The 22552-nt window shown below is 58.2% G+C and carries 16 protein-coding genes; 3 read left to right on the top strand and 13 right to left on the bottom strand.

Annotation, left to right across the window (positions count from 1 at the left end; all coding sequences use genetic code 11):
- Nucleotides 1-25: 25 nt before the first annotated feature.
- Nucleotides 26-2836 carry a type VI secretion system ATPase TssH gene (gene tssH / locus RDA78_RS23095; protein WP_434052114.1) on the top strand — a complete coding sequence of 937 codons (2811 nt, stop codon included), beginning with the start codon at nt 26-28 and terminating at the stop codon, nt 2834-2836.
- 135 nt (nt 2837-2971) lie between these two features.
- On the opposite strand, the gene RDA78_RS23100 is transcribed toward tssH, so the two are convergent.
- From RDA78_RS23100 to RDA78_RS23125, 6 genes are all read right to left on the bottom strand, one after another.
- A complete protein-coding gene (locus tag RDA78_RS23100) occupies nt 2972-4966 on the bottom strand; it encodes a M23 family metallopeptidase (RefSeq protein ID WP_434052115.1) in 1995 nt (664 codons plus the stop codon).
- A 274-nt stretch (nt 4967-5240) separates the two neighbouring features.
- Nucleotides 5241-7169, bottom strand: a complete 1929-nt coding sequence (locus RDA78_RS23105) for an adenylate/guanylate cyclase domain-containing protein (protein WP_434052116.1) — start codon at nt 7167-7169, stop codon at nt 5241-5243.
- A 2-nt stretch (nt 7170-7171) separates the two neighbouring features.
- On the bottom strand, nt 7172-7852 hold the full coding sequence (locus RDA78_RS23110) for a hypothetical protein (protein ID WP_434052117.1): 681 nt from the start codon (nt 7850-7852) through the stop codon (nt 7172-7174).
- 136 nt (nt 7853-7988) lie between these two features.
- Complete coding sequence (locus RDA78_RS23115; protein ID WP_434052118.1) at nt 7989-9611, bottom strand: caspase family protein; 1623 nt, start codon at nt 9609-9611, stop codon at nt 7989-7991.
- A 24-nt stretch (nt 9612-9635) separates the two neighbouring features.
- Nucleotides 9636-9926 carry a hypothetical protein gene (locus RDA78_RS23120; protein WP_434052119.1) on the bottom strand — a complete coding sequence of 97 codons (291 nt, stop codon included), beginning with the start codon at nt 9924-9926 and terminating at the stop codon, nt 9636-9638.
- Nucleotides 9927-9944: 18 nt separating this feature from the next.
- Nucleotides 9945-12587, bottom strand: a complete 2643-nt coding sequence (locus tag RDA78_RS23125; RefSeq protein WP_434052120.1) for a caspase family protein — start codon at nt 12585-12587, stop codon at nt 9945-9947.
- Nucleotides 12588-12953: 366 nt separating this feature from the next.
- Between RDA78_RS23125 and RDA78_RS23130 the strand changes: the two genes are divergently transcribed.
- Nucleotides 12954-13805, top strand: a complete 852-nt coding sequence (locus RDA78_RS23130; protein WP_434052121.1) for a GNAT family N-acetyltransferase — start codon at nt 12954-12956, stop codon at nt 13803-13805.
- Nucleotides 13806-13824: 19 nt separating this feature from the next.
- Here RDA78_RS23130 and RDA78_RS23135 read toward each other — a convergent pair whose 3' ends face one another.
- The 7 genes from RDA78_RS23135 to RDA78_RS23165 all read right to left on the bottom strand — a co-directional run bounded on the left by RDA78_RS23135 (nt 13825) and on the right by RDA78_RS23165 (nt 21357).
- Nucleotides 13825-14769, bottom strand: a complete 945-nt coding sequence (locus RDA78_RS23135; RefSeq protein ID WP_434052122.1) for an ornithine cyclodeaminase family protein — start codon at nt 14767-14769, stop codon at nt 13825-13827.
- A gap of 101 nt (nt 14770-14870) precedes the next feature.
- Complete coding sequence (locus RDA78_RS23140) at nt 14871-15971, bottom strand: calcium:proton antiporter (protein WP_434052123.1); 1101 nt, start codon at nt 15969-15971, stop codon at nt 14871-14873.
- A 140-nt stretch (nt 15972-16111) separates the two neighbouring features.
- Complete coding sequence (locus RDA78_RS23145) at nt 16112-16891, bottom strand: ABC transporter ATP-binding protein (protein WP_434052124.1); 780 nt, start codon at nt 16889-16891, stop codon at nt 16112-16114.
- Nucleotides 16888-17643: an ABC transporter ATP-binding protein gene (locus RDA78_RS23150; protein ID WP_434052125.1), complete on the bottom strand. Its 756-nt coding sequence runs from the start codon at nt 17641-17643 to the stop codon at nt 16888-16890. Before RDA78_RS23150 ends, RDA78_RS23145 begins: the two co-directional genes overlap by 4 nt.
- A gap of 11 nt (nt 17644-17654) precedes the next feature.
- The gene (locus tag RDA78_RS23155) at nt 17655-18860 is read right to left on the bottom strand and encodes a branched-chain amino acid ABC transporter permease (RefSeq protein WP_434052126.1); all 1206 of its coding nucleotides are present in this window, start codon (nt 18858-18860) and stop codon (nt 17655-17657) included.
- A gap of 3 nt (nt 18861-18863) precedes the next feature.
- A complete protein-coding gene (locus RDA78_RS23160) occupies nt 18864-19895 on the bottom strand; it encodes a branched-chain amino acid ABC transporter permease (RefSeq protein WP_434052127.1) in 1032 nt (343 codons plus the stop codon).
- 106 nt (nt 19896-20001) lie between these two features.
- Entirely contained in the window at nt 20002-21357 is a 1356-nt protein-coding gene (locus tag RDA78_RS23165; RefSeq protein ID WP_306146133.1) for a substrate-binding protein, read from the bottom strand.
- A gap of 484 nt (nt 21358-21841) precedes the next feature.
- On the opposite strand from RDA78_RS23165, the gene RDA78_RS23170 reads away from it, so the two are divergent.
- Complete coding sequence (locus RDA78_RS23170) at nt 21842-22450, top strand: pyridoxamine 5'-phosphate oxidase family protein (RefSeq protein ID WP_434052128.1); 609 nt, start codon at nt 21842-21844, stop codon at nt 22448-22450.
- Nucleotides 22451-22552: the final 102 nt, after the last annotated feature.

A 22552-nucleotide genomic window follows, 5' to 3' on the forward strand; every position in this document is an offset into this window, starting at 1 on the left:
GTCTCAAATTTGAAAGGCCGGTTCCATGAGTGACATTCTGGTTGAAACAGTTGCCAACAAACTCACGACAGTCAGCTACGACTGTCTCGAAAAAGCCATGCGGCTCACCAAGAGCTCCGGTCACCGGCACCTTGAGATTCTGCATTGGCTCTATTATCTCGCGCGCGATGAAAACACCGACTTCGTCCATATTCTGCGCCATTTCGGCATTGATGTCGGCGACGTCCACGGCGACCTGCAAAAGTCCATTGGCGACCTGAAGATCAATCAGACCGAGCTTCCGTCCATGGCGACACCGTTCCAGGAAGCACTCGAGAGAGCCTGGTTCGAAGGTACGCTGCGCTACGGCGACTACAAAATCAGGTCCGCATATGTCTTGATCGCAGCGATGGGCGACAAGACGACCTGGCGCCAGTTCCGCAGTTATTCACCCGCGCTGGAGGGACTGAACCGGGACGTGCTCGTGCGCGACCTCGACAAGATTGCCGGGACTTCAAGTGAAGTCGGAGCGCGTCCGATCGACGGTTCCGGTCCGAAAGCTGCGGCAGCACCAGGCGGCGAGGCCGCGGAAGCGGCACCCGGGAGCGGCGTTGGAGAAGATGCCCTTTCCCAGTTCACGGTCGACTTTACCGCACGCGCCCGCGCCGAGGAGTTTGACCCCATCGTCGGCCGGGACGAGGAAATCCGTCAGGTCATCGATGTCCTGATGCGCCGCCGCCAGAACAACCCCATCCTTACCGGCGAGGCAGGCGTCGGCAAAACCGCCATTGTCGAGGGATTTGCCCAAAAAATCGTTGCCGGCGACGTCCCTCCCGCCCTTCTTGGAACACGTCTGTGTGCGCTCGACCTTGGTTTGCTGCAAGCCGGGGCCTCCATGAAAGGCGAATTCGAAAAACGGCTTCGCGCCGTCATCGACGCCGTGCACGCCTCGATCGTGCCGACAATCCTGTTTATCGACGAAGCACACACGTTGATCGGTGCCGGAGGCGCCGCGGGAACCGGTGATGCCGCGAACCTGCTCAAGCCGGCGCTGGCACGCGGGACGCTGCGCACCGTCGCGGCCACGACATGGTCGGAGTACCGCCAGCATTTTGAAAAGGACCCTGCCCTCACACGCCGTTTCCAGCCGGTGCAGGTCGATGAGCCGGATGAGGAAAAGTGCTTCGCCATGGTGCGCGGCCTGCTCGACCCCATGGAAGAACACCATCAGGTGCGTATTCTGGACAGCGCCGTCAAATCCGCGGTCTCGCTCTCCCATCGCTACATCCCGGCCCGGCAACTGCCCGACAAGGCGGTGAGCGTTCTGGATACGGCATCTGCCCGGGTCAATATCTCGCAAGCAGCACAGCCCGCCAAACTGTCCGACCTCGTTGCACGAAAGGGATTTCTCGAGACCGAGAAAAGCGCTCTCACGAACGATACCGAACTTGGAATGGAGCATCAGGAACAGCTGGGTGCGCTCAACGAGGCGATCGAAGACACGGAGCGCGACATTGAGACGGTCAGGGAGGAATGGGAGCGCGAACGCGGCCTTGTCGCTGCCATTCGCCGCCTGAATGCTGCCCTGTCACAGCTCAAGGGTGGTGATCCCGCGCCTCACCCGGAAAGCGCGGAGATCGAGGATCCCGAGCATGATGGCACGGCTCTTGTCTCGATCGATGACATTGAACTCGATCTCGGTGTCGACCTGGAAGACGAAGACGCAATTCGCGCGGCACTCCACGAAAAACGCGCGGAACTTTCGGAAATTCCGGAAGACGAGCGCATGGTTTATGCCTATGTGGACGATGAAGCTGTCGCGAGCATCATTTCGGACTGGACCGGCATTCCTGTCGGCCGGATGGTGCAGGATGAGATGGCGACAATTCTGAACCTGACGGACAGCCTCAACAAGCGTGTCATCGGTCAGGCGCACGGCCTGGCGATGATTGCCAAGCGGATCGAGACGAGCCGTGCCCAGCTTGGCAACCCGGACAAGCCAATCGGTGTCTTCATGCTGTGTGGCCCGTCGGGCGTCGGCAAGACGGAAACCGCGCTCGCGCTCGCCGAAACGCTCTACGGCGGCGAGGACAGCCTGATCACGATCAACATGTCGGAGTTCCAGGAAGCCCATTCCGTCTCGGGTCTGAAGGGCGCGCCTCCGGGCTATGTCGGATACGGCGAAGGCGGACGTTTGACGGAAGCGGTCCGCCGCAAACCCTATTCGGTCGTGCTTCTCGACGAAGTGGAAAAGGCGCACCCGGATGTCCACGAAATCTTCTTCCAGGTCTTTGACAAGGGCTGGATGGAAGACGGCATGGGCCGCAAGATCGACTTCCGCAACACGCTGATCCTGCTGACATCGAATGTCGGCACGGAAATCATCATGAATGCCGCGAGCCACATGCTGGACGCTCCTGTTTCCAGCGACCCGGATCTTGCCGCCACCGACCCGAACGCGCCCGATGCGGAGCAACTCGCCGAAGCCTTGCGCCCGGCTCTCCTCGACGTGTTCCCGCCGGCATTGCTCGGTCGTATCGTGACAATCCCCTATTATCCGCTATCGCCGTCCATGCTCGGCTTCATCATCCGCCTGCAGCTCAACCGCATCGTCAAGCGCGTGAAGCAGAACAGGGACGCGGAATTGACCTTCGGGGACGATGTCATCGCCCATATCGTTTCGCTTTGCCGCGACCCGGACAGCGGTGGGCGCATGATCGACAACATCCTGACCAACGACCTCCTGCCGAAGCTCTCCAGAGCATTCCTGACCGCGCAAATGAACGGAGAGGAACTGGCTTCCGTGGCAATCACTGCGGGAGAAGACGGCTTGGAGATTGCAACAGGCGACGCATAACGCGCGCCGCCAGCATGTGTGGCGGTGCTCCGGCGCCGCCATTTTCCCTGGATGTCCGAATCGGAAGTCAGATGTGTCAGCCTGACCCGGTCAGGCACCATTGCCGCTCGGCTGCAAACTTGGCTGTTGAGCGCCTTACTGGCTTCCCGACAGAACCTCGCCAATAACGCCCTGATAGGCCTTCAGATCCTTGCTCGCAACGGACTGGGGAGCATCTGCGCCGGTTTCCATCTCGAACGATAACGGATCAGCAGGTTCACCTCGCTGGCGGATCTCGAAATGGAGGTGCGGGCCCGTGGACAATCCGGTCGTGCCGACATAGCCGATCAGGTCTCCGGCCTGGACAACCGATCCGAGCTCGATGCCATCGGCATATTCATGCATGTGCGCATACCGGCTGGTGATGCCGTCCTTGTGGGTCAATTCGATGAAATTGCCATAGCCGCCACGCACGTCCTTGTAGGTGACCTTGCCGGAAAACGCAGCGCGAATAGGTGTGCCGGTGGGTGCAGCCCAATCCACGCCGGCATGCAGCCGGGACACTTTCTTGATCGGGTGGAAGCGCATCCCGAATTTCGACGTCAGAACCCCTTTGACAGGCACCAGCATGGCGCCGGACAGGCTGATCTTGCCACCCTCGCTCACACACGCGAATCCCCGGTTCCCGGGCGCCTTTAGAACGTAGCAGCGCACAGACCAGTTGTCCCCTTTCCGGACCCCGGCAAACAGTACGCGTCCACCACCACGTTTCTCGTCCCGCGCCATGTCGGTGAATACCAGCGTGAACCGCTCGTCCGGTTTGATGGCCCTTTTCAGATCCGTCGTCGGCGCAAGATAGGCAATAGCCTCCCCGACAATCGATGCGGGAACCGCATTGCGAACCGCGGTCGCGTAAAGGCCATCGATCAACCGGTGCGTCTTTCCAGCGCCTCCGCTCTGATCGGCTGCCACCCTATCCTGAACAATCTCTTTTCCAAACCAGGGATCCGCGCCGTGAATGTATCCCTCTCCCTCGCGTGTGGCCGAATAAGCCGCAGTCCCGACATAGCCATCAGCTGAATAGAGAGACAGCTGGACGGGCCTGTAATAGTCTCCAATGCGGCCAAGTCGATTGGGCATACGTACACCGCGCACGGCGATCTTGTCGCCCGCGATCAAATCGGATCGGTCAAACTCTTCCTGGATGAAGTCCTGAAGCCTTTTTGAAACGTCTTCATCAAATCCGTTGTCTTTCAGAAGGGTTCCGATCGGCACGGTTTTCGTGATCGCCTTGCGCAGCTCGATGCGGCCTGGCCCCTGCCCGATCGGACGTTCCGTAAGGTAGAGATCGAGCGTATCCGTTGAGGGTTTCAGAAACACCGGCAGATCAGATGTCCCGCCGTCGTCGCCCGCCTCCGGTTCGTCAACGACCAGTCCATCGGACTCCTCACCACCGCCAAAGTTTCCGAATTGAAAGTCAGCCTCGCTGCCGGGCGCCCGGATGACAAGGTCGCCATCGTCGTTCAGCATCCTGCTGTCCAGGACGAATGCACTCAACGACGGCAAAGCTGTCACGCCGCTGGACTTCGAACTTTCCGGAATTGCGCGTTCCGACAATTGAATGCGCTCCGCCGACGCACCGTCGCTCAGCAGAACCGGATCGCCGGCCAGCGGAATGACGGCCGACACGGCCATGTCAAAAAACGGGTCTGCAGGAACGTCAAGATCCTCGACCGTGGCATCGTCGGCAACCTGCGCATTGTCGGCACCACCAGTCTCGACCTTCCGCTCGACGGACGTGTCATCGTCATCAACAGGGACCTGATCCGGGTCGATCGAAGCGGCAGGCAGTGGATCCTCTGTCCGACCTGCAATCTGCTGTGGTGCTGAAAGCGAGATCGCACCGGAGGAAATCAGGTGCGCGATACCACCAATGCCGCCGCCAATAACCAGAAAGGACAGCGCGAGTATCCCGTACATCAGGAAGGGTGAACTCGCACGCTTTTCCGCCTTTGCCTTGGGTGGATGTGGAGGCGTTGGGTCTGGCGGCCTGGGTGGAGGCGCAGCAGGTTTGCCCGCAGGGCGGATCACCGTCCGGTCGAATTCGGGCCTGTGTGCACCGTGGCTGTTATTGTCCGACCACTGAACCATCGCTCACCCTAGTGCGGTGAATTTGAAGTTCGCATCATTGCTTCTGCGCTCTCCGAAGCGAACTTCAAATTCGTAAACCGCATTAGAAACATAGATTTGCTAGTCACCTTGTTGAATCTGAAGGTCGTTCGAAGCCCGCTGCAAAATGAGCCGAACTTCAGTTTCAAGTGACCAGGCTACAGCAGTTTCTCTTTATTTTCAGTTGCAAGGCCGATCATGCCGGATGAACCCGTCAGATGCAAAAAACACGCGGCCAAAACAGCGCGCAAAGCGATCAACGGGGGAATTCGACAAGGTTCGAATTTTGCCGCCCTTTTTCCGCCGGAACGTCTTTCTTGGTTTTTTCCATGTATATTTTAGGCACATCCAGGGTGAAAACCGATATTTTAGTGCTTAGTCCCCGCAGTTGACCGGTCCAGATCTCCTCCAGCGGATAACGCGTGGGCAGGCCGTCTGCGACCGACTGGCTGAGCGCCAGGCGAACCTTTTTGTCCTTGGCAACAGATTCGACCCTGCTGGCCGTATTCACGGTTGTACCCATGACGGTGAAGGACCGGCGGTGCTCACCGCCGATATCGCCAACCAGAACCGGGCCGGCATTCAGCGCGATCCTGAGATCCAGTTCCGCTTCGCCCGTGATCTGTTTTATCTCGTCAAGGCTCCCGATGATTTCATGCGCGGCATCAACCGCTGCCTGTTCCGGATTGTCGACCGTGTTCGGTGCATTCCAGACCGCCATGATCGCATCGCCGATGTATTTGTCGATGTAGCCCTGATGTTTCGTGATCGTTTGTCCGATCCTGTCGAAACAGGCATTGACCACGCGGACCACGTCCCTGTCGGCGAGCTTTTCGGACATTTTCGTGAAGCCGACAATGTCGATAAAGGCAACCACCACATGCCTTGTATCTCCGCCAAGTTCCGGAAGCTCCTCAGAGGTCGCCATGTGCCTGATGACGTCGGGCGCAAGGTAGTGACCGAACAGTCTGACAAGCGATCTCTGCCGGCGTTGCAGGATGCTGACCTTGCCGACCGCGGCAGTCACCATCGCCATGACGCAGCTGACCGGGGCGACACCCGGTGCGAGAAGGATGCCGGTCTCAAGACCGGCCATGCTCAGGCCAAGACCGGCTGCAACGCCGACGACCGCGATCACCGGCAAAATCATAAGCGGGAAGAAGAGGCCGGCAACGGCGCCGGCAATTGCAAAGACGACAGACAATGCTGTCAGAACCCCCGGTGGCGGCGCCACGGCAAACCGGTCCGAAAGAGCTGCGCCAATCACATCGGCCAGAATGAAAACGCCTGCGGTCTGCGGTTGAACTCTCGGCCTGCCGCCAGGTCCCGTTTCAACGGCATCATCGGTGTCGTGGGGCAGGAAACGGTCGGAATACAGATGTTCGTCCTCGAAGGGCAACAGACCGCCGAAAAGAACAATCCGACCAGCCGAAAACTCCTTCAGTCTGGCGCGTCCCTCCTCACTCTGACTGAGGTCAAGAACATCAATCAGGGACATGTAGGGGAGCGACGTCGCCAGTCTCGATGGGGGTATCGATACGAAAGCCTCCGATATGTCTGCGCCGGCCGCCGATAAAAGGGCGTCGATGAGATGCGGCGATTCGGCAAGCGGAAGCTGAGGCGTATGTTTGCGCACGATGCCGTCGTTGTCGGTGGATACAATCACCGAACGCACGCCGCCTGCTCCGATCGCCGCGGTGAAACTGCGATGAGGAACACCGATTTCCGTGTGCGCGATGAAGACCTTGCCCCTGTTCCTGTAGGCGAAACTCTGGAATGGCCGGTCAAAACCGCTCAATCGCGCCTCACCGGTGCTCGGATCAACAAAGGAGTCGGCGCTGTAGGCAAAAACAAAATCAAAGCCGAGAGCAGTCGCCCCCGCGTCGAGCACGGCCTGACCTGCCTCGGCCATGACCGGGGTCATCAGTACACGTGGTATCCGGGAAAGACGTTCCGAATCAAGCGACAACTGATCCAGGCCCACGACCGCAACCGGAGAAGAAGCGGGCGGGCCCTGTTGAAAGAAGCTGGCACGGATCTGGAACAGCCGGTCCGTCACCCAGCCTTCCCAGATCGCCTTGTTTGCCGATAAGCCGACAACCAGTCCAGCCAATGACGCTACCACGGCGATCAGCAGGACCAGTTGCCTTCGGCCGAGAGCCGAATCCGCGATTCGGCCGTTCAACTTCATTTCACGAGAACGACCGCGGTTTTGCGACCGACCTGGGCCGGGTCAATGGTGATCTTTCGCATTTCGACACCGAAGTCCGGCGCTTTGCCCTGAAGGAAAAGTTCGACTTCTACAGCGTCTTCATCGCTTTCGCGCTCAGGCATCTCGGTGACAATATTGTCGAGCACGTCGAACCGGATGGGCTCGCCTCCGCCAAAGGAGACGAAAACCGAACCATACTGATCCTTCGCCTCGTCATCGAAACGAAGCATCAGGGAAGCGGCTTTCTTGTTCTCGAGCGTGAGCCCCCGCAAGGTGACGGTCAATCCCTTGTCAGCCGTGTTCGAGTTCGATCCGCTGTCGGCCTGCAGACAGTTGCCTGCGCGCAATACCTTTTCTTCACCGCCGTCAAGCACGAAGCCTCCGGAGGATACCGTCAGGGTGCCGGCTTTGATCCTCACTTCCTGGCAGGCCGAATAATCGAGAAGATCGACATGTCCGGAAGCCCCCAGGTCAATCACGTCTCCCGGCATCAACTCCGAAAATGCGGACACGGACACTCCCTCGGACCTGTCGAGGACCAGCGCAATGGGGTCCGCAAGTGCGGCGCCGGACATAATCGTGCCGACCCCGAGGGCTGCGACCAAACCGGTCGCTTTCAGACTTCGTTTTGCAAATAGACTAAACAAATCTTTCATAACGGTCTCCAGGGTCAATGGTTTGATGCGCCTGAGCTCTCCGGGAGTCCAAGCGCCAATTTGTTTCCCAATAATACCAGAAAATCGCAGTTTGAATGTGGCTTCGGTCACATAAACGCGAATTGGCCGGAATGACCTATCCGGCAGGTTCGGTGTAGACTCCTGTTATCCCGACCGCCTCTGCAGATTTTCCGATCAAATTCAGCAATTTCGGTGCAAGTGCGGGATCGAGCGGCCTTCCCTCCATTGCGGACAACACGCCAACCAGTTGCGGCATCGTCTCACGCGATCGAATCAGCACGATGTGATCTGCACCGAACGGCAAGGCAGCGCGAAGATTGAGCACATAAGGAGAATCCGCCTCCAGTTTCGTATCCTCTCCCAAGGGGTCCGCTTTCCTGTTCGGCGCGAGCAGCCGCACGGTTCCGTCCGCTTCCAGAGCGAACACGGCCATGAAGCCACCTTCTTCGGAACGAAGCCCGACCCTGAGCGGTGATCCCTCCGGTATGTGCCCGACAGCCGGTTTCAAGGTACCCTCGACCGGCTTGCGTTCCCGAGAGAGCGCATATAGCTCCGACAAGAACAGCCACTTGGAAACAACTTGGGAAAACCGGTCAGCGTTCCCGGCGCTGTTGCGGAGCACGATATCTCCGAACTTCGTCAGAACGTCGCCTTCCTCGACATCCCAAAAGAGGTCGGCGCTGCCATCATCAACGATCTCAACGGCACCGCCATGGCGCTGTTTCAGGTTTTTCAGGACCGGAAGCGCGATATCTGTGCTTGCCGAAATGGTCAGTCCGGTCGTGCCACGTGCCAGAATGTCATCCTTCACCCTGGGCAAAACAGCTGCACGCGATGCACCGCCGACGGTCAGGCTCGGCGTCTGCCTGCCTTCGGTCGCAACACGCACAGTTTCCTTCAGGAACAGGGTCAGTTCCTCCATGGAAATGCCGCCATCCCGGTCAAGGTCGGCGCGTCCCTCGACACCGCGGGCAAAGGACCAGCTCAGTGCGCCTCTGGGTTCGCCCGCGATCATGAGTTCGGGAATCACCTGTCCGTCCACAGTGGCGCCGACGTAAATCACGTTGGAAAGCTCCTGCAGATCGGACGTGTGATTGCTCTGCTGCTTCAAGAGCGGATGGCCGGGCTGCGATCTGAGCACATCGTTTTCGAATGGCGGCAGTCCGACCAGCCGTGTCCCGAGACGCACAATTCTGGGATCGATGGAGCGCGTCATCGTGCCGGAATGGCAGCTGTCTGCGAGGACCAGAACGCTTCGATCGCCAGCAGCCCGCAGCATTGCGGCAAGATCATCGTCCCGCAACCGCTCGGCATTACCGGGCGCTGAAACATCAAATCCAGCCAGGAGAAAGACTTCGTCAAGACCGTCCGCTTCCGAGCCTTCGACCCATTCGGCTTCCTGTGCGCCATGGCCGGCGTAGGAAAGCACAAGCACGTCGTCTTCTGCGGAACGTTCGATCAGACCCTGCCATGCATCCAGAATGGCTTGTCTTGTTGCTGCACCGTCGTAAAAGGTTTGAAGATCCTGAACGCCGGCGGCCTGCAATGTCTCGGCAATGTCCCTTGCATCGTTGACCGCACCTTTGAGCGGCGAAACGTGTTCGTACGCGTCGATCCCGATGACCAGCGCCCGCCACTCTCCCGCTGCGACCGCCTGGGAGACGAAAAGCAGCGGAAGTGCAAGGGTGAGGTGGCGTAGCGTCCTGAAACCCAGGGCCACCTTCGAAAGCAGATTCATGAGAGCCTCACCTGTTGGCGCGATCTAGCCCCAGGAGCCGCCGCCGCCGCCGCCAGGTCCGCCACCACCACCACCGCCGCCGCCGCCGCCGCCATTGTCGTTGTCGCGAATGAGCGGGTCGTTGATCGGGTCGGAAACCGGGGTTGCGGCCGCGGGTGCGGGTGCAGGTGCAGGTGCCGAAGAGGTCGTCGTCGCAACGGAAGGGGTTGCGGCGATCGGCTGCGCTCCCGTCGAGACAGTCGGCTGAGTTGCGCATCCTGCAAGGAATAGCGCCATCAAGCCTGCTGAAGGCAATGCTAGTCTAATGTGTTTCATCGATTCCTCCTTAAGAAATCAGAACAAATCATATCTGGGACGGCTCTGTTCCCACTGATACTTGACGAGAGCGATCAAGGCTTCATCGCCCTGAACTGGTGTGAGATCAGAACTATCGAAAAACTTGTTCAACGCATCTCTCGTCTTCCGGCCGGGCTGGCCGTCGACCGGTCCGGGTTCGAACCCGAGGTCGGTCAATGCTTGTTGCAACACCATGGCCTTGAGGCGATTGTTGGCACCCTTCAGGTCCTCTCGGCCTTTTCCGGCCGCTGACGAGGACGGGTCGACAACAGCTGCCATCGCCAGCATTCTGATCCGGTCGCGCCCTGCAGCTTCTCCGGATTGCTGTCCGAGCATCCAGGCAGTGTTGTACGCTCCCCAGGCATCGCCGCGTTCCGCACTTTCACGGAACCACCTGGTCGCCTCTTCTGCACTCTTCTCGACACCCTGGCCGTTGAAGTAAAGAAGTCCGATCGCGGTACCTGCCGCGGGATGACCGCCTTCATGAGCCTTTTTGAACCAGCCAAGCGCGGCTTCGAAGTCCTGCGGCGTACCCAGACCGTCACGGTAGAGCGTGCCCATGTTCAGATAGCCGTAGATGTCCTCGCGGGACGCAGACCGGTTGTAGTAGTAGACAGCTCGGTCGACGTTTTCATCCACGTGGTTGCCGTTCAGGTAAAATCCGCCGATCGCATTGAAAGAAAACGTGTGACCTGCTTCCACGGACTGCAGAAGTTTTTCAAGACCGGCCTTTTCGTTCTGCTCGGTTCCTTCACCCTTGATTTGCGCCATTCCCAACGAATGGAGCGCATAAGCGTCACCGCGCTCGGCTGCCTTGCTGTAGAGTTCAACCGCCTTTTCCCGATCACGGTCCCGGCCAGCTCCCAGGAAGTACATCCGGCCGAGAACCTGCCCCGCACGAACATGGCCCATCTGGTACGCCTGCTGGAAATAGTCGGCGGCCTGCGTCAGATTTCCGGCAGCGAACGCGCCGCGTCCGCGCTGAAATACGAAACGCCCAATCTCCGGATAGGCTTCCATTGCATCGGCGCAGACCCTGTCGACGGCTGCTGAGTCGATATCATTAGCCAGGCGCCCCTCGGTCACGGCCTGAAGATCGAACGGCTGTGTCGCCAATTGATCGCACTGTGTCACGCGCGGTTGCACGATCTGGGTCAGCGTTTGTCCGGCGCTGCCGCTCTCGGCGGGCAGTTCCAGGGAAAAGCGTCGCGCCTGCGTTTCCGAACCGATTTGCGGTCGTACGGTCAATGTCGACAGGCCGGACATCGGAAAACGATCGCCCGGGCGCAGCAGACGCCCATCAGAGGAAAGTTGCAGATCGCTGTCGACCGAGACCACCTTCAGCCAATCATCGGTCGCCGGCAAACCTTCATCCGGCGCATCGGCGTAGACCTGTACCGGGCCAACACCGATGTCGGCTTCGACCGCAGAACCCTGCGAGGTTTGCGAGAGCCAGGCGACCAATTGTTCCAGCCGTTCCTTGCGCTCGAGTTCCTTGGCACCATCGTCCGGTACCGGGGCTGCCTGAACGACCGTAATGGAGGCGATTGCGGAAGCCGAGCCGCCCCAGTCATCCTTGACCTGATAACCTATGAGCTCGACGTCACCGGCTCCCGATCCATCGGGCAGAAATTCAAGGCTCGCCAACTCGACCGCGTCCAGCGTATCGCCTTCGCTGACGGTCCTGCCGCCGGGCAGCCGCAGCACGCCCTTTTCCGGTGACAGCGTCAGGGTCGCGACGATCGCGCCGCCTTCGGGCTGAACGGGTTCGGGTATCGATAGCGGGCTTGCATCACTGCCAATCGGAACACTTACACGGTGATGTGCGGTGACGATCGGCTCGGGTTTCGGTGGCACGAAGTAGAAATTCGTCACCAAAGTCGAATCTTCATAAGGGATCTGCTGGCCGCCGGTCTTGCGCACGACTTCGTCACGGACCTTGGTCATAAGGTCCTTGATTTCAAGAGAGGGATCCAGCGCGTTTGTGACGACGGAAGACGTGAACGGGCTCAAAGGCCCCTCGCCGTCATAAGCAACCTGCCCGGGACGGGTCGCATAAGAAATGAAACTGCCGAGTTTGTTCGGAATTCTGCGCAGGCCGCGGGTCTTGCCGAGCGCATATTCCTGTTCGCCCCAAAAGAGACTTCCGATCTCGAACGGATTGTCCCGGCAGGCGTCGAGCATAACAATCTGCAGGCTGGACGCCGCCTTCATGTAATCAAGGAGATGCGAGACCTTGAGGCTCTCGAACTCCAGATCGTACTGAGACGCGAGCTTCGCATCGACCGGCAGCAGAAAGTTCGATTCTCCGACCTGCAAGGCGTGTCCGGAATAGTAAAAGAGTGCCGTGTCGCCGTCGTTGAGTTCGCGCAGGAACCGGCGGACGACTTTCTCAAGCTCTTTCTTGCTGAGGTTCGTGCCGACGGTTACATCGAAATCCGCTTCCTGCAGAACCCTCGTAATTTCTTTGGTATCATTGATCGGGTTAACCAGGGGTTCGACAAACTGGTAGTCCTGGTTTCCAATCACAAGTGCGACGCGTCTACCAGGGTCTTCCGCCGTCGAGGCCAGTGCGGGCGTTACAACCGCCATCACGCCGAAGGTCAGAGCGACCGCGCCGCCTCTTACGGCTTGGCCCAAGCTCGTAACCGGGACCGTCACGCTCTCTTTCGCGGACCGCATCAAAGCTGGCAGGTTTTTCCGTTTTTGCATATCGTCCTCAGCGCCATGTCGTGCACGGGAAATTCTCACAGTTTTTGAAATCAGGCTGTGACGAAGCTCACAGCTTTGCCGATCCGCCCCATGGATCAGTCCGTTCGCCCAGATAACCCAGAGTAAAGTGATGCACACTTGCCCAAGCTAGGCAAGCGCGTGATCAGTTTAAACACCCGACTTTTTTCGACTTTTTGTCTTTGCGGGTACAAAAGCCGTTGAAAATTGCAAAGGCAGTTGCTGTATTTGCAGCTTGCGACCCTGCCGTTTCATAACCCAACAGGCCCCGAATTCATGACAAAAAAGCTCAAAATCCGTCATTTGAGTGAAGCTGAAGTTAGAATTCCGCTGAACTGGGCCATGCAGGAAGGCTGGAATCCAGGACTGGATGATGGCCAGGCTTTCTTTGCGGCCGATCCACAGGGATTTCTCGGCGGCGAACTGGACGGTGAACTGGCCGTGGTTGTTTCCGCGGTTCGTTACGGCGATGAATTCGGCTTCATCGGGTTTTACATCTGCAAGCGCGAGTTCAGAGCCCACGGTTACGGACATCAGATCTGGGCCCAGGCGATGTCGCATCTCGGGACAAGGCTGATCGGTCTCGACGCAGTCAACGAACAGACGGCGAGTTATGCTGAGCACGGCTTCAAGCCGGTTTACCGCAACATACGGCAGACCGGCATTTCACTCTGCGATGCCCCCACGGACCCGCGTGTTGCTCCTTTGGGTCACGGCATTTTCCCCGCGGTCAACAGCTACGATCAGCGTTTCTTCCCGGCGCCGCGTGAAGACTTCCTGAAACTCTGGGCGGCGCCCATGCTTGAAACGCGCCGGGGCTTTGCGTTTGTGGAAGACGGCAATGTCAAGGGATACGGCGTTTTGCGGGCGTGCCATGAAGGGTTCAAGATCGGCCCTCTTTTCGCCGACACGCCCGAAATTGCCGATACGCTGTTCCGGACACTCGCCGGACAAGTCAAAGGGCAATTCGTCATCCTGGACACGCCGGAGCCGAACGCTGCAGCGCTGCTTCTTGCAGAGAGATACGAATTGTCGCCGGAATTCGAAACCTTTCGCATGTATCGGGGTGCGGTTCCGGAGCTTCCGCTTGACCAGATCTATGGCATCACGACATTCGAACTTGGCTGACAGGTGCTGAGTCGCGCGTTCAGTGCTCCACGCTCTGATACGCGAGCATTGCACCTGCGAGGTCTTCCAGCGCAGCGCCTACGGATTTGAACATTGTGATCGAGTCATCCGATTGACGGCCGGCGTGATCACCGCGACACAGATCGTAAAGATCCGCGCGGATGTCGCCCTTCGAAATCAGCCCCGACTGGAGCGGTTGAACGATGTCGCCACCTTCCACCAGGCACCCTGCGCGCGTGTCAACGTAGATTTCGGCGCGTTTGATAAGCTCGTCATCGCTTTCCCGCATGGTCGGCTTGAAGGCGCCGACCAGATCGACATGGGCACCTGATTTCAGCAGGTCGCCCTTGATCAACGGTTCACTGGACAGCGTTGCAGCGCTGACGATGTCAGCCTTGCCAAGCGCGTCGCGCAGACCGGAAGCCGCTTCGACGCTGATCGGAAACAACGCTTTCATTTCCGCAGCGAAATGCTCTGCCTTTTCCCTCGAACGCCCCCAGATCGTCACCTGTTCGATCGACCGGATAGCCATGTGGGCGGCAATCAGATTAGGTGCGAGGCGACCGGTGCCAAGCACAAGCAGATGCCGCGCATCGGATCGCGCGAGGTAGCGCGCAGCAAGCGCAGAGGCTGCCGCCGTCCGGCGCGCCGTCAGCTCTCCGCCATCGATCATGGCAAGCATTTCGCCGGTTCTGGCGTCGGATAGCAGATATTGGCCATGCACTGCTGGAAGGTTCCGCTCCGCGTTTCCAGGAACGACATTCACGACTTTCACACCTGCGTAACCGCCAGGTACCCAGGCCGGCATGAGCAGCATTGTGCCAGCCGGTTCTCCGGGAATTTCAAAATCATGATGATGCCGTGTCGGCATCACACAGCCAGACCTGAACATTTCCGCCAATGCGTCTATCAGGTCCGGGAACGGCAGGGCATCACGAGTCTGGTCTTCGGAAAGCAGTAACATACAAGATCATTCAAATTACGGTAATCACGGTTAGACCAAATCACAGAAGACGTTCCGGACCAAGCTATCTCCCGAAAAGAAATACGATTTTGCCTGCAAATTCATGACAAATCGAAGATCATCATCACGTAGGCCGCGAAGAGCGTAAGGTGAACCGCACCTTGAAGATAGTTCGTTGTTCGTGTTCCGAACGTGATCAGGCTGACAACAAGGGTCAGGGCAAGCAGCACGATTTCTGGATAATCCAGTCCCAGTTCGATCCTGTGTCCCGTCACCCAACTGACGACCAGCACAGCCGGCACGGTGAGACCTATCGTCGACACGGCAGCACCAAGGCAAATGTTGACTGCACGCTGCAATTTGTTTTCCAGAGCGGCACGGAACCCGCTCATTCCCTCCGGCATCAAAACGAGGGCTGCAACGATAAAGCCGCTCAGCGCCAGAGGGGCCCCGATGCCGGCGATACCGAATTCAACATAAAGGGCGAGTTTCTTGGAGAGCAGGATAATCGGCACCAGGGCTCCAAAGAGACCGGCAACGTGAAAGGGTATCGACCTGACGACCGCACCATGATGCTCACTGCTGTCCTCGCCCATGTCCGGCTGACGGAAAATATCACTGTGTGTCACGGTCTGCATCGCCAGGAAGACACCGTAGAGCAAAACGGACATCACGACTTCGAAACTCGCCTGCAAGGGAGACAATTCACCCCCTGGAGCAGAGTGGGTCATGCGTGGCAGGACCAGTGCAAAGACCGCCAGCGGCAAAAGTACCGCGAGAAACGCATTTGCACCTTGAAGATTGTAGCTCTGGTTCCTGTGCCGCAGTCCGCCGGCAAGCAGGCAAAGACCGATCAGCCCATTCAGAACGATCATGATGACCGAGAACATCGTGTCCCGCGCCATTGTAGGCGCGGCCTCGCCGGACACCATGATCGCGACGATGAGCGCAACCTCGATCCCGACAACGGCAAGTGTCAGAATTAGCGTGCCGAACGGCTCGCCAAGAATGGTTGCAAGGCACTCGGCATGTCGGACGACGGAAAATGCGCACCACATCACCGTCAGAAAGATGACGGCGAGCAAGCCGAGAGACGGACCGACACCAACGGCTGCGGGATTCAGAAGGTCGCCGGCGACCATAAATGCCGCAAATACGAGGAAACCGAACAAACTCGGGAATTCGGATTTGAAAATGGACACTGAAACCACCGTTCCGACTCGGGAAACTGCGTGGATGTTATTTAGCCGTTCTCTGCCGCATATGACCACACCGAAAACCGGCAGAGACAAAAAAAGGCCGACGCTGTGCGCCGGCCAAAAAATTTCAGATTATTGTTTCGTCAGATCGCAAGATACTCCTGACGCAGTTCTTCGTTGTCGAGAACTTCCTGAGCCGTTCCATCGAACACGACCTCGCCCATATCGAGAATGACGGCGCGGTCGGCCAAATGAAGCGCGGCGATAGCGTTCTGCTCCACGATGATCGTGGTGATCCCGAGTTCCTTGACGCCTTCGAGAATCCGCTCGATTTCCTGAACGATCACGGGAGCTAGGCCCTCGTAGGGTTCGTCCAGAAGCAGCAGCTTGATGTCGCGGGCGAGGATCCGCGCCACGGCCAGCATCTGTTGCTCACCGCCTGACATCGTCACCGCTTCCTGCGCACGGCGCTCGGCAAGCCTTGGGAAATGATCGTAAATCCGCTCTATCGACCAGCCTTTCGGCTCGGCAATCTGTGAGAGTTCGAGATTTTCCTGTACCGTCAGCCCTTGGATGATCCGCCGGTCTTCCGGCACGAGGCCGACGCCGACACGGGCTGCCTGATAACTCTGCATGTCGTGAAGCGGCTGGTGATCGAGCCAGATTTCCCCATGCTTCAGGTTGGGATCATCCATGCGCGCGATGGTGCGGAGCGTCGACGTTTTTCCGGCGCCGTTGCGCCCGAGCAACGCCAGGATTTCACCCTCGCGAACGTCGAAGCTGATCCCCTGAACGATGTAGCTTTCGCCATAGTAGGAATGCAGGTCCCAGGCTGAAAAATAGGCCGGTGCAGTTCCACGGGCCTTTTGTGGCTTGACCGCAGGTGCCGATTTGCCCGCAAACTGATCTTCAAGAATGCTCACAGGTGTGCTCCTCCGAGATAGGCTTCCTGAACGCGCGGATCACCCTTGATGTCTTCCGGCTTGCCTTCGGCAATGATCGCGCCCTGGGCAAGAACGGTCACCTTGTCGGCAAGCGAGAACACGACATGCATGTCATGCTCGATGACCACCTTGGTGATGCCGCGATCGCCGATCCGCTTCAAAAGATCGATCGTGTTGTTGGTGTCGGCCCGCGACATGCCGGCTGTCGGTTCGTCCAGAAGAAGAAGCTTCGGATCCTGCGACAGGCACATGGCCAGTTCCAGGCGGCGCTTGTCTCCGCGCGACAGGCTGTCGGCGACCGTGTCTCTCTTTTCGACAAGACCAACGTCTTCCAGCATATGCAGCGCCTTGTCACGGATCTCGGTGTCCTTTCCAACATCCGCGAATGCATGCAACTTGAATTCGCCGTCACGTTTTGCCAGCGCGGGGATCATGATGTTTTCCAGAAGCGTGAGATCTCCGAAGATCTCCGGCGTCTGGAACACCCGCGAAATACCGATCTGGTTGATCTCGAAGGGCTTCATCCCGGTGAGCGAGATGTCACCGAACATCACGCTTCCGGTATCCGGAGCAAGCCTTCCGATCAGGCAGTTCAGGAAGGTCGATTTGCCGGCTCCGTTCGGGCCAATGATCGCCTGAACGGTGCCTTCTTCAACGGAGAAGTTGACGTTATTCAGGGCTCTCAGTCCGCCGAACGATTTGTTCACGCCCTCGACACGCAAGATTTCCATGTCATTTCACCTTATTCAGCTGGTGCGGCCTTGGGACGCGCAGTGGAATTCTCGTCCTTGGTCGATTTGCGCTTGAAGAGCCTTCCGATCCTCTCCACGCCTTCCATGATGCCGCCCGGCAGGAAGATCACGATCAGCATGAACATGATACCGAGCGTCAGATGCCAGCCCTTGCCGATGAACGGATGAATGACGAAGACGAGGAAGTCGGCAAGCCCCTGCGGAAGCGCGGCGAACCAGTCATACAGAATATTGTCGTTGATCTTGGAGAAGATGTTTTCGCAATACTTGATGAAGCCCGCACCGAGAACCGGACCGATCAGGGTGCCTGCCCCGCCGAGGATCGTCATCAGGACGACCTCACCGGACGCCGTCCACTGCATGCGCTCCGCACCTGCCAGCGGATCCATCGCAACCATGAGCCCGCCGGCCAGTCCGGCATACATTCCGGAGATGACGAACGCTGCCAGCGTGTATGGTCTGCTGTTCAGACCGGTGAAGTTCATGCGCTGCTGGTTGGATTTGACCGCACGAAGCATCATGCCGAATGGCGACCGGAAGATCCGGATCGCAATATAGAATGCGATCATCATGACGACGGCGCACAGGTAGTACCCGGCGTTGAACGTGAACAGCCATCCGCCCATGCTCAACTCGAAACTCTCGCGCATCGGAATGCCGAAGAAGTTTGCGGCCGGAATAGCTCCGTTTTCGGAGCCGACGCCAAGAATGCGTGGATCGTCAAGAGCAAGCTGCAGGCCTGTTTCCCCGTTGGTGATCGGTGTCAGAACCGAGTAGGCCAGCGAAAACGACATCTGCGCGAAGGCGAGCGTCAGGATCGAGAAGTAGATCCCAGAGCGGCGAAGCGAGATGTAGCCGACCAGCAAAGAGAACAACCCGGCAAAGACGACTGACATGAAGATCGCCGGAATGACGTTCATGGTCAGCAGCTTCATCATCCAGACACCGGCATAGGAACCGACCCCCAGGAAGGCAGCATGACCGAAACTCAGGTAGCCGGTCAGACCAAAAAGGATGTTGAAGCCGATCGCGAAGATACCGAAAATCAGGAACCTCTGCATCAGGTCCGGATAACCGGCGTTGAACTGTGCAAGCTCCGAACCTTCCGGAAACGGGTTGAGCAGGAACGGTGCGAGGGCCACCAGAAGCAACACCAGGAAGAAGAGCGACGTGTCTTTTTTGTTGAGTCCAAACATGACTTAGCTCTCCATAACGCCCTTGCGGCCCATCAGTCCCCGTGGGCGGGTCAGGAGGATCACGATTGCAACGAGATAAATGATGATCTGGTTGATGCCAGGAAGCAGTTGGACCACTTGCGCCATCGACGCGAAGCTTTCAAGAATTCCGAGCAGGAAGCCAGCCAGAACCGCACCCGGGAGCGACCCCATCCCACCGACAACCACAACGACAAAGCTCAGGACCAGGAAATCCATGCCCATGTGATAATTTGGCGAGTTGATGGGCGCATACATCACGCCGGCAAGCCCGGCAACCACTGCAGCCAGAGCGAACATCACCGTGAAGCGCTTGTCGATATTGATGCCGAGAAGCCCGACTGTCTGCCGGTCCGCCATCCCCGCTCGGACGACCATTCCGAAGGTCGTGAACTGCAGGAAGGCAAAGACCGCACCGATGATGACTGCGGCAAACAGGAAATAAACGATACGCCAGTACGGATAGATGATGATGTTCGGATCCATGCCAAGCATCACGCCGAAATCGAGGCTGCCTGCGAAGACGTCGGGCGCCGGGGTCGGGATCGGGTTCGCACCGAAGAAATACTTGATGATCTCCTGGAGCACGATGGCCAGACCGAAGGTCACCAGGATCTGGTCCGCATGCGGACGCTTGTAGAAATACTTGATCAGGCCGCGTTCCATGAAGAGCCCGACAAGCGCCATGATCGGTATTGAAAACAGGATCGCGAGCGGAACCGACCAGTCTATTATCGCCGCCCCCGTCTCCGGCCCGAACCAAGCCTCGACATATGGGGTTTCGACCTTCAGGGGATTGCCAAGAAAGTCTTTCTGGGTTTCATCGATTGTCACGAAAGACAATGAGAGCAAACGGCTCAGCGTGACCGCGCAGAACGCCCCGATCATGAACAGCGCGCCGTGGGCGAAGTTCACCACGCCGAGCGTTCCGAAAATGAGGGTAAGGCCCAAGGCAATCAGCGCGTAGGCTGACCCCTTGTCGAGACCGTTCAGAATTTGAAGAAGTATCGCGTCCATCGCTATCAACTCGGATCATCAGCGCGAGTCAAAATCCCCAACCACGCACTATTTCGAATAAAAGGGACAGGGCGACGTGCGCCCCGTCCCTCCGTTTTCATGGATGTTAAGCGCCCGGGTTACAGGTTCCCAGCGCACCGCCCGCAAACTGCGGATGATCCGGCGGATAGGTAACCTGAGCAGCCGGTGTCACTTCGACGATTTCGAGAAGGTCGAATGCGGAGCTCGGGTTTTCCTTACCCTTCACGACCAGAACGTCCTTGAAGCACTGGTGATCTTCAGCCCTGTAGAGCGTCTTGCCGTTGCCCAGACCGTCGAATTCGAAACCTTCGAGGGCTTCGACAACGCCGCACGGGTTGAACGTGCCTGCGCGCTCACACGCATCAGCGTACAGAAGAGCCTGTACGTAAGTCGTGTGGGCTGCCTGGCTCGGCGGGAAGCCGTACTTCTGGCCGAAGGACTGAACGAATGCCTTGGAGCCTTCGTCCTGCAGAGACCAGTGCCAGTTCGTGGACCCGAAGATACCCTTAACGTTTTCACCGGCACCCTTGGCCATCAGACGCGAGTACAGCGGAACGATGATCTCGAAGTTCTTGCCGTTCACCTGCTTGTCGCGCAGACCGAACTGAACGGCGTTGGTGAGCGAGTTCACCATGTTGCCGCCGTAGTGGTTCAGCACGAGCACGTCCGCATCGGACTGCAGAACCGGCGTGATGTATGCCGAGAAGTCCGTTGCAGCCAGAGGCGTCTTGACGGTTTCAACCGTTTCCCAACCCAGAGATTCGGTGGATTCACGAACAGCCTGCTCGGTGGTGTAACCCCAGTTGTAGTCCGCGGTCAGGTGATAGGCCTTGCGGTCATCGCCATACGCGTTCTTAAGCACTGGAGCCAATGCGGCACCGGACATGTAGGAGTTGAAGAAGTGACGGAAGCCGTTGGCCTTCTTGTCTTTACCGGTGGTGTCGTTGGAGTGGGTCAGACCGGCCATGAAGATAACGCCTGCCTCCTGGCAGAGCGCCTGAACGGCAACAGCCACACCCGACGACGAGCCGCCGGTGATCATGATGGCACCGTCTTTTTCGATCATGGATTTGGCCGATGCACGTGCCGCATCCGACTTGGTCTGCGTGTCGCCCGTTACATACTCGACCTTCTTGCCAAGGATACCATTGCCCTTGAGCGCCTTGGACGAGAATGTGTTGAGCATGCCGCCGTCGCCTTCGCCGTTCAGATGCTCGACGGCGAGCTGATAGGCGCGCAGTTCGTCAGCACCCTCATCTGCATAAGGGCCGGTTTGGGGCACGTTGAAACCCAGTGTCACCGTCGCACCAGTCGGCTCATTCAGGTAGCCGGCAGACCATGCACGGCTCGTGAAGATCGTTGGCATCGCAAGAGCACTGCCGCCGAGGGCACCAGCGCGCAAGATCGAGCGACGATTGAGGGGTTTACGTATTAAACTCATACTTTCCTCCCAGAAAGGATCGGCGCGTCCCCTTCGGACGCACCTGCGGTAGCTGTACAGCCGCTAGCAGTTCTGGAGTGTTCCCCGACCGGAAAACCGGTTCCTCAACGTCAAAACCGCAAGCTGGGGGGACTGTAGAAAAAGTCATTACAAATCAGCAATACGACTATCGGATCGTGCCGGCTAAACGCTTTATTAGACTTTCGAAGTATTCACGCCCGTCCCGGCAGAAAAATACCTTGCTTTTTCGCAGCGCAATATCTTTTTTTCATACTAGTTTTAGCGACTTAAGCATTTAAATGTTGCAACGCAAAAATACTATTGATCACTGCCTGATTTTTATAACCTGATCAACCACTTAGACCAAAGTTGCACGCATGCACCTCCAATAGGTTGTGGCCAACGAAATTGACGCGCCGCGAGGCATCGCAGTAATGTTCCATCAGCAAGCAAACCGCCTAATTTTTCATCAGGATTTCGCCACATGTCATTCATCGAGTCGCTCGAGGACCTGCACAGCTATTATGGTGTTGCAGGTGAAGCCTCTACCATAAAAGAGATAGGTTGCTTGAGCCCTCACTACCGCAGCATCGTGGAATCGTCATCGTTTTGCGCGTTGAGCACCTGCGGCCCGGAGGGTCTTGACTGCTCGCCGCGTGGAGACGACGGGTCTGTCGTTCGTGTTGCGGACGACAGGACGCTTCAGATGCCGGACCGCCGCGGAAACAACCGTATCGATTCGCTCCGCAACATCATCCGCGATCCGCGTGTTTCGCTCATGTTCATGATCCCCGGCTGGAACAACGTTCTGCGGATCAACGGGCGCGCCGCGATTTCCGTTGACCCGGACCTTCTGGCGTCCTTCGATATGGAGGGACATCTCCCGCGATCAGTGATCGTGATCACCATCGAAACGGTCTATTTTCAATGCGCGCGTGCCATTATGCGCGCCGGCCTTTGGAAGCCGGAGAACCTGCGGGACCCCTCCTCCCTGCCGTCACCGGGGATGATCATGCAGGAGATCAAGCAAGGTTTTGACGGCGACGCCTATGATGCGGAGTGGCCCGGCCGCGCAGCAAAAAGCATGTGGTAGCCCCCACCCATCCATGTGCGAGGCCGGCACTGCTCAGCAGACCGGACATCCGCCGATGGGGCCGGGCTTTTCTTTGCCATCGTTGCGACAGCACTTGGCTGA

This window comes from Roseibium sp., from assembly GCF_051016195.1.
Taxonomy (GTDB): domain Bacteria; phylum Pseudomonadota; class Alphaproteobacteria; order Rhizobiales; family Stappiaceae; genus Roseibium.

Bases quoted from the DNA above. Each gene is read 5' to 3' on its own strand.
- tssH (WP_434052114.1), top strand. From the start codon at position 26: ATGAGTGACATTCTGGTTGAAACAGTTGCCAACAAACTCACGACAGTC.
- RDA78_RS23115 (WP_434052118.1), bottom strand. From the start codon at position 9,611: ATGAATCTGCTTTCGAAGGTGGCCCTGGGTTTCAGGACGCTACGCCAC.
- RDA78_RS23135 (WP_434052122.1), bottom strand. From the start codon at position 14,769: ATGTTACTGCTTTCCGAAGACCAGACTCGTGATGCCCTGCCGTTCCCG.
- RDA78_RS23170 (WP_434052128.1), top strand. From the start codon at position 21,842: ATGTCATTCATCGAGTCGCTCGAGGACCTGCACAGCTATTATGGTGTT.
- RDA78_RS23150 (WP_434052125.1), bottom strand. From the start codon at position 17,643: ATGGAAATCTTGCGTGTCGAGGGCGTGAACAAATCGTTCGGCGGACTG.
- RDA78_RS23155 (WP_434052126.1), bottom strand. From the start codon at position 18,860: ATGTTTGGACTCAACAAAAAAGACACGTCGCTCTTCTTCCTGGTGTTG.
- RDA78_RS23160 (WP_434052127.1), bottom strand. From the start codon at position 19,895: ATGGACGCGATACTTCTTCAAATTCTGAACGGTCTCGACAAGGGGTCA.
- RDA78_RS23110 (WP_434052117.1), bottom strand. From the start codon at position 7,852: ATGAAAGATTTGTTTAGTCTATTTGCAAAACGAAGTCTGAAAGCGACC.
- RDA78_RS23130 (WP_434052121.1), top strand. From the start codon at position 12,954: ATGACAAAAAAGCTCAAAATCCGTCATTTGAGTGAAGCTGAAGTTAGA.
- RDA78_RS23120 (WP_434052119.1), bottom strand. From the start codon at position 9,926: ATGAAACACATTAGACTAGCATTGCCTTCAGCAGGCTTGATGGCGCTA.
- RDA78_RS23100 (WP_434052115.1), bottom strand. From the start codon at position 4,966: ATGGTTCAGTGGTCGGACAATAACAGCCACGGTGCACACAGGCCCGAA.
- RDA78_RS23165 (WP_306146133.1), bottom strand. From the start codon at position 21,357: ATGAGTTTAATACGTAAACCCCTCAATCGTCGCTCGATCTTGCGCGCT.